General features: G+C 62.9%; 15 protein-coding genes. 11 read left to right on the top strand and 4 right to left on the bottom strand.

What is annotated here, in order from left to right:
- Positions 1-68 precede the first annotated feature (68 nt).
- The 6 genes from O0880_RS12130 to O0880_RS12105 are packed head-to-tail and all read left to right on the top strand — an operon-like array spanning position 69 to position 3001.
- The gene (locus O0880_RS12130) at positions 69-974 is read left to right on the top strand and encodes an alpha/beta hydrolase (RefSeq protein WP_289886674.1); all 906 of its coding nucleotides are present in this window, start codon (positions 69-71) and stop codon (positions 972-974) included.
- Positions 971-1480, top strand: coding sequence for a hypothetical protein (locus tag O0880_RS12125; protein WP_289886673.1), 510 nt, complete (start codon positions 971-973; stop codon positions 1478-1480). Before O0880_RS12130 ends, O0880_RS12125 begins: the two co-directional genes overlap by 4 nt.
- Positions 1477-1812 carry a hypothetical protein gene (locus O0880_RS12120; protein ID WP_289886672.1) on the top strand — a complete coding sequence of 112 codons (336 nt, stop codon included), beginning with the start codon at positions 1477-1479 and terminating at the stop codon, positions 1810-1812. The genes O0880_RS12125 and O0880_RS12120 overlap by 4 nt, the downstream gene beginning before the upstream one ends.
- Positions 1799-2344, top strand: a complete 546-nt coding sequence (locus O0880_RS12115) for a hypothetical protein (RefSeq protein WP_289886671.1) — start codon at positions 1799-1801, stop codon at positions 2342-2344. Before O0880_RS12120 ends, O0880_RS12115 begins: the two co-directional genes overlap by 14 nt.
- Positions 2341-2607, top strand: coding sequence for a hypothetical protein (locus O0880_RS12110; protein WP_289886670.1), 267 nt, complete (start codon positions 2341-2343; stop codon positions 2605-2607). Before O0880_RS12115 ends, O0880_RS12110 begins: the two co-directional genes overlap by 4 nt.
- A 43-nt stretch (positions 2608-2650) precedes the next feature.
- Complete coding sequence (locus tag O0880_RS12105) at positions 2651-3001, top strand: VOC family protein (protein ID WP_071323570.1); 351 nt, start codon at positions 2651-2653, stop codon at positions 2999-3001.
- A 190-nt stretch (positions 3002-3191) separates the two neighbouring features.
- On the opposite strand, the gene O0880_RS12100 is transcribed toward O0880_RS12105, so the two are convergent.
- Complete coding sequence (locus O0880_RS12100; protein WP_289886669.1) at positions 3192-3722, bottom strand: SRPBCC domain-containing protein; 531 nt, start codon at positions 3720-3722, stop codon at positions 3192-3194.
- A 129-nt stretch (positions 3723-3851) separates the two neighbouring features.
- Here O0880_RS12100 and O0880_RS12095 point away from each other — a divergent pair, with 129 nt between their 5' ends.
- Genes O0880_RS12095 through O0880_RS12080 form a run of 4 tightly spaced genes read left to right on the top strand, consistent with a single transcriptional unit; the run spans position 3852 to position 8502 of the window.
- Complete coding sequence (locus O0880_RS12095) at positions 3852-4286, top strand: MarR family transcriptional regulator (protein ID WP_289886668.1); 435 nt, start codon at positions 3852-3854, stop codon at positions 4284-4286.
- Positions 4283-5851, top strand: a complete 1569-nt coding sequence (locus tag O0880_RS12090) for a DHA2 family efflux MFS transporter permease subunit (protein WP_289886667.1) — start codon at positions 4283-4285, stop codon at positions 5849-5851. Before O0880_RS12095 ends, O0880_RS12090 begins: the two co-directional genes overlap by 4 nt.
- Before the next feature lie 17 nt (positions 5852-5868).
- Positions 5869-7311, top strand: coding sequence for an efflux transporter outer membrane subunit (locus O0880_RS12085; protein ID WP_289886666.1), 1443 nt, complete (start codon positions 5869-5871; stop codon positions 7309-7311).
- A 21-nt stretch (positions 7312-7332) separates the two neighbouring features.
- Entirely contained in the window at positions 7333-8502 is a 1170-nt protein-coding gene (locus O0880_RS12080; protein WP_289886665.1) for an HlyD family efflux transporter periplasmic adaptor subunit, read from the top strand.
- A 105-nt stretch (positions 8503-8607) separates the two neighbouring features.
- Here O0880_RS12080 and fusA read toward each other — a convergent pair whose 3' ends face one another.
- Positions 8608-10716 (bottom strand): elongation factor G, encoded by a 2109-nt coding sequence (gene fusA, locus O0880_RS12075; protein WP_071323564.1) that lies wholly within the window; start codon positions 10714-10716, stop codon positions 8608-8610.
- Positions 10717-11062: 346 nt separating this feature from the next.
- On the opposite strand from fusA, the gene O0880_RS12070 reads away from it, so the two are divergent.
- Complete coding sequence (locus tag O0880_RS12070; RefSeq protein WP_083411784.1) at positions 11063-12121, top strand: phospholipase A; 1059 nt, start codon at positions 11063-11065, stop codon at positions 12119-12121.
- Positions 12122-12184: 63 nt separating this feature from the next.
- Here the strand turns inward: O0880_RS12070 and O0880_RS12065 are convergent, their stop codons facing one another.
- Positions 12185-12382 (bottom strand): hypothetical protein, encoded by a 198-nt coding sequence (locus tag O0880_RS12065; RefSeq protein WP_071323562.1) that lies wholly within the window; start codon positions 12380-12382, stop codon positions 12185-12187.
- 162 nt (positions 12383-12544) lie between these two features.
- Entirely contained in the window at positions 12545-12793 is a 249-nt protein-coding gene (locus O0880_RS12060; protein WP_071323561.1) for a hypothetical protein, read from the bottom strand.
- Between the last annotated feature and the right edge of the window lie 168 nt (positions 12794-12961).

The following is a 12961-nucleotide window of genomic DNA, read 5'->3' as shown; positions in this document are numbered from 1 at the left end:
CATCTCCGGGAGTGATGAGCGCGCCAGCCTATGCTAGAGTGTTGCTCTTCTCTCAAGCGTAATCGCACATGACCATGTCCCTGCCGTCCTCCCTGATCGCCACCGCCCTGCTTGCCGCCAGCCACGGCGCCGTCGCCGCTCCCATGAGCCTGGACGATTACCTGGCCCTGCATGGCCCCGCGCCCACGACACGGATCGCCTATGGCGCGGCGCCGTCGCAGTACGCGCAGCTGTTCCGGCCCGAAGGCAGCGGACCGTTTCCCGTCGTCGTGCTCGTGCATGGCGGCTGCTGGACGGTGGCGTTCGGCGGCATCACGCAGATGCGCAACGTGGCCGGCGCCCTCGTGGCGCAGGGCATCGCCGTGTGGAATGTCGAGTACCGGCGCGTGGACGAGGCAGGCGGCGGCTATCCCGGCACCTACGACGACATGCACGCGGCGCTCGACAGCCTGCAACAGCATGCGCTCCAGTACCAGCTCGACACGAGCCGCATCGTGGCCATGGGCCATTCGGCGGGCGGGCAGCTGGTGCAATGGATCGCCGGGCGTGAAAAACTGCCGCGTACCAGCCCCCTGTACCGCGACAAGTTCTTGCCAGTAAAAAATATCCTGAGCCTCGGCGGCCTGGCCGACCTGCGCCACGAGAAAGACTTGATCAAGAGCAGCTGCGAGCGCGATATGGTGCAACTGGCGGGCAGCGCCAGCAATGATCGTCCCGACATCTACAGCGATACCAACGCGGCCGACCTGATGCCCAACGGCAGCCGCACCGTGCTGGCCACGGGCGAACTCGACACCATCTCGCCGCCCCGCGTCGCGCACGACTATGCGGCCAAGGCGAAGCTGGCCGGCGACCATGCGGAAGTACTGATACTGCCCGGCGCCAGCCACTACGACGAAATCGCCGCGACGTCGCCCGCGTGGCGGATGATCTTGCCGGTGATCAAACAGATGCTGGGGATGGCAGCACAATGAAACACGCCATCGCCTGTGCCGTGCTTGCCGCCTGCTCCGTCATGGCGTTCGCCGCCGACACCCCGTCGCTGGAAGGCGGCTTGCTGCATGCCTTGCAACTCAAGAAGGGCACGACCGAGCGCACGGGCACGTCCGGCCAGGCCATCGAGGCCTATATGCGGGCTGGCCTGGTCGGCAAGAAGCCCAACCGGCGCGCCGACTACACCGACTACTACCTCTTGAAGACACCAGCCCCCTTCCTGGGCCATGAACTGGTGCTGATCGAGGAGGAATACATCACGCAATACATCGGCTGCTGCGTCAGCCCCGGTGCGGGAGTCACGGTGAAGGTGCATGGCAGTACCCGGAAGCTGAAACAGTTTGCCCGCGCCAACCGCTGCACCCTGAGCGATCATGTTGATCTGGCGCATGAACTGCGCGCGGTGGCGATCAGGAACAAGGTCCCCAAGGGGCACTATGCATCCCTGAGCTGCCGCGAGCGCGATGCCAAGCGGGATGAGTCATGACCGTTCCCCGCGTGGCCAGCCTGTCCGTGCAGATAGAACGCCATGTCGACGACGCCTTTCCAGGCTGGGTCGCGTGCGTGCTGATCGATGCGAATGGCAAGCAACATGCCTTTACCGAGAAAGTGCCCATGGTCAGTGCCGCCGACCTGCAGGCGGACAGCAGCTATCCGCAGCCGGGGCACATCGATTGTATCGTCGAGAGCATATGGGTGGATGCGGCGGGACGCCGCCTGGCGCGGGTCAGTACGGAGCAGCCGTGGGGCATTGCGTCTGTCTCTGGGGAAACGGTGTTCAAGGTGCTGGATGCGCAAATCATTCATGAAAATCAATGAACAAACCATGTTGAACGCTGTCGAGGCTGCCCTGCTGGATGATGACGGCTCCTGCCGGGACATCAACTTTGAGGAATGCATCTCGACGTCTGGTGCTATCGGCGTCCTCCATGTTCTGGCTGCTTACTGGCAGCTAAGGCAGGCGAAGACCTACAGCGGCGAAGACATTCCATACGCGGCCTTGGCCCGCTTCCTGGAACAGCGCACCGGCGCACTGTCGACGCTATGGGACGATGGCAGCAATCCCAAGCACATTCAGGCGTTCTTCTACTGGGACGCCGCAGGGAGCATATTCTGCGAACTTACCTTCTTCCCGCAAGACTTTGATCGCGCCCATTTTTCACTCAATGAATTTTTGCGGATGTTAAGCAAACTGGTCAGTGCCGCCCACAGCAAGGAATACTATGTGCGATTCGAGAATGCATCCTGGCAACACGGCAAACCAATGAAGCATGGGAATGTCATTCTTTCTCATAAGAAGTTTCCACTGCCAATAGCCGGAGCGGCCATGAATGCGAACGGAACGATATGAGGCAGTATGAAACCATCGGTGACGCCCTTCTTCTGGCTCGCGACGTGCTGGACAGGTCGCTCGATGCCAACCAGGGCTGCGCCCTGATAGCAACCATCGCAGGAAAGCTCGGACACCCTCCATCGCTGGAAGACTTCACGGTGCTGGCGCACGAACAAACAGGGCACCAGTGTTTTGGCATTGCGGCGGAGGATTGTGTCGACGAGATTTTCTCGGCCTGCCACAGCTTGCTGGAGGCTGGCATAGCCAAAACTGACGCTTAGAGGCGTGTGTTGAATTGTTCAATCTTTGGCAGTGAGGAAAAATATGCAAGTCATGCGGATAGTGGCCAATTTCCCGGCGCCGGACCTGGGGCTGGCCCGGACTTTTTACCAGGAAGTGCTGGGTCTCAGCCTGTTAATGGATCACGGCTGGATCAGGACATATGGTTTGCAGACCGAGATGAGCGTTCAGGTGAGCTTCGCGACGGAAGGCGGCTCGAACACTGCCGTGCCCGACCTTTCCATTGAAGTCGATGACGTCGATACGGCACTGGCACGCATGTCTGCGGCAGGCTTTCCCATTGAATATGGCCCAGTCGATGAACCTTGGGGCGTAAGGCGCTTTTTCGTGCGCGACCCTTTCGGCAAGCTCATCAATATTCTGTCGCACACATAGGCACGGCGGCGACCTGCCCGCGTTCATGTCGGTGCTTGCCGGCGAACACCAAACGGGCAGACAGGAGTAAGCCGGGCAGGCTCCCGCTGCCAACCCAGGCACTTCGGGCCCGGCGTGCCGGGAAAATGGCCATGGCCGTTTTCTCAGGCCCGCGACTCCGGCCCGCCGTTTTCAACGAAACCGCGCCAGATCACTGCACGCGTGCCAGGTACTGCGCCAGCTGGCCGAACGTGGCCTTGAAGCCCTCCGTCATCGACTCATGCCCTTCCACAAAAGTCCGATGCTGCTCATCCGTCGCCTTGTGCGGCGTGGAACGCAGGGTCATCGTCGTCTTGCCGTTCTCTTCGGTCAGCGTCATGGTATTGAACGATTCCAGCGGCCACGTGGCGCTGACGGGGTGCTGCACGGCATTGCCCTGCTTGTCGGCGAACGACAGGATCGACACGATCCTTTCCGGCGCGTCGATAGCCTGGTAAGTGAACTTGCCCCACATCTCGTAACCATTGTCGGCGCGCATGCCGTAATGAAAAATGCCGCCCGGCCGCAAGTCGAGCGCCAGCACGCTCAATTCGAAGCCCACCGGGCCCCACCACTGGGCCAGGCGCTCCGGCTCCACCCACGACTGAAACACCAGCTCGCGCGGCGCGTCGAAAGTTTGCGTGATGACAAAGTCGCTGCCGTCACGGTGCTGTCCTTCCTGTTTCTGTTCTGCGGTCGTCATGCTGTCTCCTGAAGGTGATGGACTGGCACTAATGTAACAGCGGCGTGGGAAAACAGAAAGGCCTGCACGCGGCGCACATCTGCATGCTAAAATATTAGTTCGATACCTAACTATTAGACGACTTACTTTATGATTTCTATCGAAGAGCGTTTCTCCGCCGCGCTCCACAAGACGGCGCGCGGCTGGCGCCATGCGATCGACCGGCGCCTGAAAGACCTGGACCTGGGACAGGCCAGCTGGATGGCCATCGCCATGATCGCCAAGTCGCCGCAGCCGCCGTCGCAAAGCGAGCTGGCGCACCAGCTGGGGGTGGAAAACCCCACCATGGTGTCGATGCTGGACCGGCTCGTGAAATCGGGCTTCGTGCAGCGCCAGCCATCGGAAACGGACCGCAGGGTGAAACTCGTCGTCCTCACCGACGCGGGCATGCAGGTGTATGACACGGTGCGCAAGGAAGCGGACGGCTTCCGCAAGGAACTGTTGCAAGGCATTGACCCAGAACAATTGCGGGCCGCCACCGAACTGCTGGAAGCCTTGCAGGCGGCCACGGAGAAATCCGCATGAGTTCGGCCACTGCCGCGTCCTCCGTACCGGCTGCGCAAGATCCCACGCTGAACCGGCGCATGATCACGATTTCCATCATGCTCGCCACCATCATCCAGGCGCTCGACGGCACCATCGCCAACGTCGCCCTGCCCCACATGCAGGGCAGCCTGTCCGCCTCGCAAGACCAGATCACCTGGGTGCTGACGTCGTTCATCGTCGCCGCCGCCATCGCCACGCCCCTGACGGGCTGGCTGTGCGACCGTTTCGGCCAGAAAAACACCTTCCTCGTCTCCGTGGCCGGCTTCACGCTCGCTTCCGTGCTGTGCGGACTGTCGGGCACCCTGTCCGAGATCGTCGCCGCCCGTCTGCTGCAGGGCGTGTTCGGCGCGGCCCTCGTGCCGCTGTCGCAGGCGGTCTTGCTCGACATCAATCCGCGCGAAAAGCACGGCTCGGCCATGGCCATCTGGGGCATGGGCGTGATGATAGGCCCCATCCTGGGACCGACCCTGGGCGGCTGGCTGACGGACAGCTACAGCTGGCGCTGGGTCTTCTTCATCAATATCCCGATCGGCGCCATGGCCTTTTATGGCATCTGGCGCTACATCCGCAAGGACCCGCCCAACCGCCGCATGAATTTCGACATGTTCGGTTTCGCTACCCTGAGCCTGTCCATCGGCGCCTTGCAGATGCTGCTGGACCGTGGCGAGCAGAACGACTGGTTTTCCTCGACGGAAACGTGGATCGAAGCCATCGTGCTGGCCATGAGCTTGTGCTATTTCATCGCCCATACGGCCCTGCGCCCGGCCGGCAAGTCCTTCCTGGATTACCGCCTGTTAAAGAACTCGAACTATGTGAGCGGCCTGCTGTTCATCTTCATCGTCGGCCTGGTGCTGTTTGCCACCCGCGCGCTGACGCCGTCGATGCTGCAAGGCTTGATGAACTACCCGGCGGCCATTGCCGGCCTGGTGACGGCGCCAAGCGGCCTGGGCACGATGATGGCCATGCTGATCGTCGGCAAGCTCACGGGCAGAATCGACACGCGCATCCTGCTGGGCGTGGGCTTTTCCATCACGGCGTTCTCGCTGTGGCAGATGGCCAATTTCACGCTGGACCTCGTGCCGAAGACCGTCGTGTGGAACGGCATCATCCAGGGCATCGGCCTGGGCCTCGTCTTCGTGCCCCTGAGCGCGGCCACGTTTGCCACGCTGTCGCCGCAGATGCGGGCGGAAGGCACGGCCATCTATAGCCTGGTGCGCAATATCGGCAGCAGCATCGGCATCGCCCTCGTGCAAACCTTGTTGGTGCGCAATACGCAGATTGCCCATGCGTCCCTGACGGAACACATCAATATCGCCAACCCCGCCCTGCACGACCCCGGCATCGCGCAAGTCTTCGACCTGGGCACGGGCACCGGCATGGCGGCGCTGAATGGCGAAATCACGCGGCAGGCGTCGATGATCGCCTACCTCGACGATTTCTGGCTGATGATGTGGCTGACCATCCTCGTGTTGCCGCTCTTGCTCCTGATCAAACCACCGAAGAAGAATGCGCCGGTCGTGGTCGACCACGCGGCCATGGAATAACTCTCATGCACACACCTATGAAACTCTCCCTCGGCGTACTGGCCCTCAGCGTATCGCTGGCCCTGGCCGGCTGCGCCAGCATCCCGCCCGACGCGCAACGGCTGCCGCAGCAAGACCTGGCCACCGTCCAGCTGGCGGCCGACATCCACCTGGCCAGCGAAGGCTGGCCCGCGGCCCAGTGGTGGCGCCAGTTCCGCGACCCGCAGCTGGATCAGCTGGTCGAGCAGGCGCTGGCCGCCAGCCCGGGCCTGGACGTGGCGCATGCCCGCATCGGCTCGGCCCTGTCCGCCTTCGACGCCCGGCATGCGGAGCGCGGCCCCCGCGTGGATGTGAACGCCGCCGCCAACCGCCAGCGCTATTCAGGCAACGGCCTGATGCCCGCCCCCATCGGCGGCAATTACTACAATGAAGCGACGGTGGGCGTGCAAGCCCATTACGACCTCGACTGGTGGGGCCGGCACAAGGCGCAGATCGCGGCCGCCCTGGGCGAAGTCAACGCGCGCCGCGCCGAGTACGCGATGGCCGAGCAGATGCTGGCGGCCGAAATCGCCAAACATTATTTCAGCATGCAAAACGGCTGGGCCCGCATGGACAACCTGCATGCGCTGGTGGCATTGCAGCAGCAACTGGTGGCGGACAAGGAAAAGCGCATCGCCAACGGCCTCGCCGTCAGCGACGACCATTTGTCCGCGCAAACGCGGCTGAGCCTGCTGCAACAGCAGATCGCCATGCTGGAAACGCAGATCGTCATGGAGCGCGAAGCCTTGCGCGCGCTGCTGGGCGCGGATGGCACGGCCCTGGCCAGCCTGCAGCCGAAGGAGGCACAGGCGCTGCCGCACGCCCTGCCCGGCAAGCTGGGCATGGAATTGCTGGCGCGCCGGCCCGACTTGCAGGCGGCGCGCTGGCGCGTGCAAGCGTCGCTGAGCGGCATCGAGGCGGCCGAGGCCGCGTTTTACCCCGATATCGACCTCGGCGCCTCGTTCGGCCTCGATGCCATCAAGCTGGGCAAGCTGCTCGAGTCCGGCAGCCGCACCCTGTTCATCGGCCCGGCGTTGTCGCTGCCCCTGTTCGACAGCGGCCGCCTGCAGGCGCAGCTTGCCGGCGCGCGCAGCGAGCGCAATGAACTGATCGCCGACTACAACCAGAACGTCTACAACGTCGTGCGCGACGTGGCGCAGGCCGGCGCCAGGGTACAGGGCGTGGAAAACCAGCTGCGCCTGCAGCAGGAAAACCTGCGCGCCAGCGAAGCGCAGCTGCGCAATGCGAATGCCCGTCTGAAACAAGGACTGGCCGACCGCGCCACCCAGCTCAGCGCGGAAATGACCGTGCGCGGCCAGGTGGACCTGGGCATGCAGCTGCAAAACCAGCGCCAGAACGCGGAAATCGGCCTGACCGTGGCCCTGGGCGGCGGCTACCGGGGCAGCAGCGACTTTTCCGCCAATGCCACCGCCCAACAATAACCATCGATTACGGAACACATCATGAGCAGCGATACCACAGCAACAAGCACCCCAGCCGAACAACCGGGCAAGCGCAAGGCCGTACTGATGGCCATCACGGCCGCGTTTGTCGTGGCCGGCGTAGCCTGGGCCGCCTACTATCAACTGGTGCTGGCCAAGGAAGAAGTCACGGACAACGCCTATGTGGGCGGCAACCTGGTCACCCTGTCCGCCCAGGTAACGGGCAATGTCGATGAAATCCGCGCCGACGAGACGCAGATGGTGACAGCGGGCGCGCCGCTGATCACCCTGAACGGCATCGATGCGGACCTGGCCCTGCGCCAGGCCGAGGCGCGACTGGGCAACGTCGTGCGCCAGGAACGCGAACGGTATTCCAGCGTGGCGCAGTACGACGCCGTCATCGGGCAGCGCCGCCTGGCCCTGGCCACGGCGCAGGGCAATCTGGCGCGCCGCGCGCCGCTGGCCGCGGACCAGACGATTTCCGGCGAAGACCTGGCCCACGCGAAACAGGCCGTCAACGATGCAAAGGCGGCCCTGGTGGTGGCGCAGCGCCAGGCCGAGTCCGCCAAGTCGGGCGTGGCCGGCGTGAACCTGTCCAGCCATCCGGCCGTGCTGTCGGCCAGGGGCGACGTGGTGCAGGCGTGGCTGGCCGTGCGCCGCAACGCCGTGCTCGCACCCGTCTCCGGCTACGTGGCCAAGCGCAGCGTGCAGCTGGGCTCGCACGTGACGCCGGGCACGCCCTTGATGTCCATCGTGCCGCTCGATCAATTATGGGTCGACGCCAACTTCAAGGAGTCCGAATTGCGCAATATCCGCGTCGGCCAGGCGGCCACCATCGAAACGGACTTGTATGGCAGCAAGGTGGTGTATCACGGCAAGGTGCTGGGCATGTCGGCCGGCACGGGCAGCGCATTTTCGCTGCTGCCGGCGCAAAACGCCACGGGCAACTGGATCAAGGTGGTGCAGCGCGTGCCCGTGCGCATCGCGCTGGACCCGAAGGAACTGGCGGCCCACCCGCTGCGCATCGGCCTGTCCACCACCGTGACGGTCGACACCAGCCATGGCGAAGGAGCGACCCTGGACCAGCCGATGGTGGCGTCGACCGTCTACACGACGAAGGCGCTGGGCCAGCCGGTGGCCGAGGCGGAAAAGATCGCCGATACCATCATTGCGCAGAATCTTCTGAATTGATGCGTAGGTCGGATCAGGCCGCAGGCCGTCATCCGACAACATCGTTGGCGTTGCCGGTGGTGGCGTCGGATGACGCGCTTGCGCGCTAATCCGACCTACCCGCCTCTATTTGGTTTTCCCCGCCGCCGCCACCTGGTCAAGGATATGCTTGGGTACGGCCGCATAGTGCTTGAATTCCATCGTGTAAGTGGCGCGGCCCTGGGTCAGCGAACGCAGGGTGGTGGAATAGCCGAACATCTCGGCCAGCGGCACGAGGGCCTTGACGATGCGCCCCGCGCCGCCGGGAATGTCGTCGACGCCCTGCACCATGCCGCGCCGGGCCGTCAAGTCGCCCATGACGTTGCCCATGAACTCTTCCGGCGTTTCCGCCTCCACCTGCATCATCGGCTCCAGCAGCACGGGAGCGGCCTTGCGCATGCCATCCTTGAAGGCGATGGAGCCGGCCATGCGGAAGGCATTCTCATTCGAATCGACGTCGTGGTAGGAGCCGAAGGTCAAGGTGGCCTTCACGTCGACCACGGGATAGCCGGCCAGCACGCCCGATTTCAGGGTTTCGGCGATGCCCTTGTCGACGGCGGGAATGAATTCGCGCGGCACCACGCCGCCCTTGATGGCGTCGACGAACTGGTAGCCCGTGCCGGGTTCGAGCGGCTCGAGTTTCAGCACCACGTGGCCGTACTGGCCCCGTCCGCCCGACTGCTTGACGAACTTGCCTTCCACATCTTCCACCGTGCGCGTGATGGTTTCGCGGTAAGCCACCTGCGGCTTGCCCACGTTCGCTTCGACGCCGAATTCGCGGCGCATGCGGTCGACCAGAATTTCCAGGTGCAGCTCGCCCATGCCCGACATGATGGTCTGGCCCGACTCCTCGTCCGTGTGCACCTTGAACGACGGGTCTTCCTGCGCCAGGCGGTTCAGGGCGATGCCCATCTTTTCCTGGTCGGGCTTGGTCTTCGGTTCGACGGCCTGCGAAATCACGGGTTCCGGGAAGATCATCTTTTCCAGCACGATGATGTGGTCGATGGCGCACAGGGTGTCACCCGTGGTGACGGCCTTCAGGCCCACGGCGGCGGCGATGTCGCCCGCATACACTTCCTTGATTTCCTTGCGCTCGTTCGCATGCATCTGCAGGATGCGCCCCAGCCGCTCGCGCGCGCTCTTGGTGGGGTTGTAGACCATGTCGCCCGAGTTCACCACGCCCGAATACACGCGGAAGAACGTCAGCTGGCCCACGAACGGGTCCGTCATGATCTTGAAGGCCAGCGCGGAAAAGTGCTCGTCGTCCGTCGGATGGCGCTCCACCTCGTTGTCGTGCTCGTCATGGCCCATGATGGGCGGCACTTCCATCGGCGACGGCAGGTATTCGATGACGGCATCGAGCATGGCCTGCACGCCCTTGTTTTTAAACGCGCTGCCGCACAGCATGGGCACGATTTCATTGCGGATGGTGCGCGCCCGCAAGGCCTGTTTCAGCTCGGCCTCGGTGAAGGTGTCGCCGTTCAGGTAGCGTTCCGTCATCTCGGAGCTGGCTTCGGCCGCATGCTCGACCAGGTGCTCGTGCCACTCCTGCGCCTGCGCCTGCAATTCGGCGGGAATCTCGCCATAGCTGAACTGCACGCCCTGGCTGGCGTCATCCCAGGTGATGGCGCGCATTTTCAGGAGGTCGATCACGCCCGTGAAATGCTCTTCGGCGCCGATCGGCAGCTGGATGGGCACGGCCACGCCTTTCAGGCGCGCGCCGATCTGCTGGCGCACGCGCAGGAAGTCCGCGCCGACCCGGTCCATCTTGTTGATGAAGGCGATGCGCGGCACGTGGTATTTGTTGGCCTGGCGCCAGACGGTCTCGGACTGCGGTTGCACGCCGCCGACGGCGTCATAGACCATCACGGCGCCGTCGAGCACGCGCATCGAGCGTTCGACCTCGATCGTGAAATCCACGTGGCCCGGCGTATCGATGATGTTGATCCGGTGCTCGGGGAAATTGCCGGCCATGCCTTTCCAGAAAGCCGTGGTGGCGGCCGAGGTGATGGTGATGCCGCGTTCCTGCTCCTGTTCCATCCAGTCCATGGTGGCGGCGCCATTGTGCACTTCGCCTATCTTGTGATTCACCCCCGTATAAAACAGGATGCGCTCGGTGGTGGTGGTCTTGCCGGCGTCGATATGGGCGCTGATGCCGATGTTGCGGTAGCGCTCGATAGGTGTTTTGCGGGTCATCACAATCTCCATGGCTAGCCCCGGCACGCCAGGGTTTGCGCCGGTTTTCCAGTGTAGCAGACATCGATTTTGGCGGCACGGCAGCGGGCCGTTTACCATGCACACAACACTGTCCGCCGCGCGCACGTCAGGCGCACCGGGGCTAATTGCGGATTCAGCTATACTTTCATAAGTACTAAATCAACAAAGATTAATCAGTATCAATATGCATGGCATCCTGCCATGCAAGGCGACGCCGCCGGCATGCAGCCCAGGTGCGCACCGAACGACATGCCCCACACAGCCTATGACTATTCAACTAAGAAAAATAATTCTCTCTTCCCTGCTGGCGTCGCCTGCGCTATCCATGGCCGGCGAACTGGAGCAGCAAATGCAGCGTTGCGCCGTGCTCGGTGACGCCAGCGCCCGCCTGGGATGCTTCGATACCCTGGCCAAGGCGGCGGAAAAAGCCACCATCGCCGCCGGCGGCGATCCGGCGACGGCGGCCGTGACCCTGGCGGCTGCCGCCGAGGTCGCGCCCCTCACGCTCATCAGCCCGCCTGGCGTCGCCACGCCGGAAGCCGTCAACGCCGCCATTCCCGCCATCGCCCAGGCTGGCGCGGCGCCGCCGGAAACGCCGATTTCGCGCACCCAGCAATCGTGGGAATTGAACGAGGCGTCGAAACGCGGCCTGTTCAACTTCCGCCCCCACCGCGACACGTATCTGTTGCTGGCCAATTACAGCAACGCTTCCAATGACGAACCGTTCCAGGATTTCACGCCGGGCGGCATCAAGAGCCAGCATGTGGAGCTGACTTTCCAGCTGAGCTTTAAGATGAAAATGCTGGAAGACATCGCCGGCACGCCGATCGACATGTGGTTTGGCTACACGCAGCAAAGCTTCTGGCAGGCGTACAACCGCAAGGCCTCGAGCCCGTTCCGCGAGACGAACTATCAGCCAGAACTGATGCTGGTCATGCCGATCAACAAGAATCTGGCCGGCCTGGAATTCAATTACCTGAACTTCGGCCTGGTGCACCAGTCAAACGGCCAGACCTCGACCCTGTCGCGCAGCTGGAACCGCGTATATGCCGAGCTGGGCATGGAAAAAGACAATCTGGCCATCACGGCGCGCGTGTGGCACCGCCTCGACAATAGCGCGAACGACAATGATAATATCGACATCATCGATTACATGGGACATGGCGATTTACGCTTGAGCTATCGCAACAAGGGTCATGAATACGCCGTCACGGCCCGCCGCAATTTCAGCAAGAAGCATGGCTCCATGCAGGCCAGCTGGGCTTTCCCGCTGAAAGCCAACCTGAAAGGCTATCTGCAGCTGTTCTCCGGCTATGGCCAGAGCCTGATCGACTACAACTATTCGCAAAAGTCGATCGGCGCCGGTTTCATGGTCGACCTGTAAGAGTACTGTCCGACAAATACAAAATGGCGCCGGGGGCGCCATTTTTTTATGGGGAGGAGCGCTTCAGCGCCGTCCGCCGCCCAGCACGCGGGCCGGCAGCATGACGATGGCGCGCAACAGCTCGAAGACGCCCTCGACGCCGATGCCGATCAGGCGGAACGGCAGCAACAGCAGCCAGGCCAGCGGATACAGCACGAGCGCCAGCAAGGCCAGGGGCCAGCACAGCATCAACAGCAGCAGCCACAGCACAAAACCCAGCATGTCGTTCCCCTTGAATGAAATGTGCGGAGCAAGCTGTGCTTGCCCCGCTACCGTGACGCCACTATATAAAAGCGCCGGCATGGCGGCAACGGCAATGCGATGAACGGCACAATGGCACGATGAACGGGGCGAAAGCGGGAATGAACGGCGGCTGCGGCGTGTTTACTGGCCGACGCAAATCACCTTGGTGACGTACTCGTGCGCGTTCGGTTTCTTGCTGGTGGCCCATTTGATGGCCTGGTTGGCATCCTCGATGGTCATGACGGTCGCCTTGTCCTTCGACTTGATGAAGGACACGCCTTCAAACACGCCTTCCTTGCTGCGCATCACCTTGGCAAACACGGGCGGCTTGGTCTCGCCGTCGCTGATTTTGTTCTGTTGCACGAGGTAACGCTGATCGATCTGTTCCATGATAGTAAAGCTGTCCGGTGGGTAAAGGACGAAATATACCCTGAATGGACGAACGCCGCAGGACGAAATGCCTGCGGCGTTAGCAAAAGGTGCGTCAAGACGCCTGAAACAACCATCGCGAGCGGCAGCGGGTTGTGGCCGAGAAGCGCAGCTGTGCCAGGGCACAGC

Source organism: Janthinobacterium sp. SUN118 (genome assembly GCF_030397695.1).
Classification (GTDB): Bacteria; Pseudomonadota; Gammaproteobacteria; order Burkholderiales; family Burkholderiaceae_D; genus Janthinobacterium.
The sequence above is the reverse complement of the archived record's forward strand: the minus strand, read 5'-3'. Positions and strand labels throughout refer to the sequence as shown.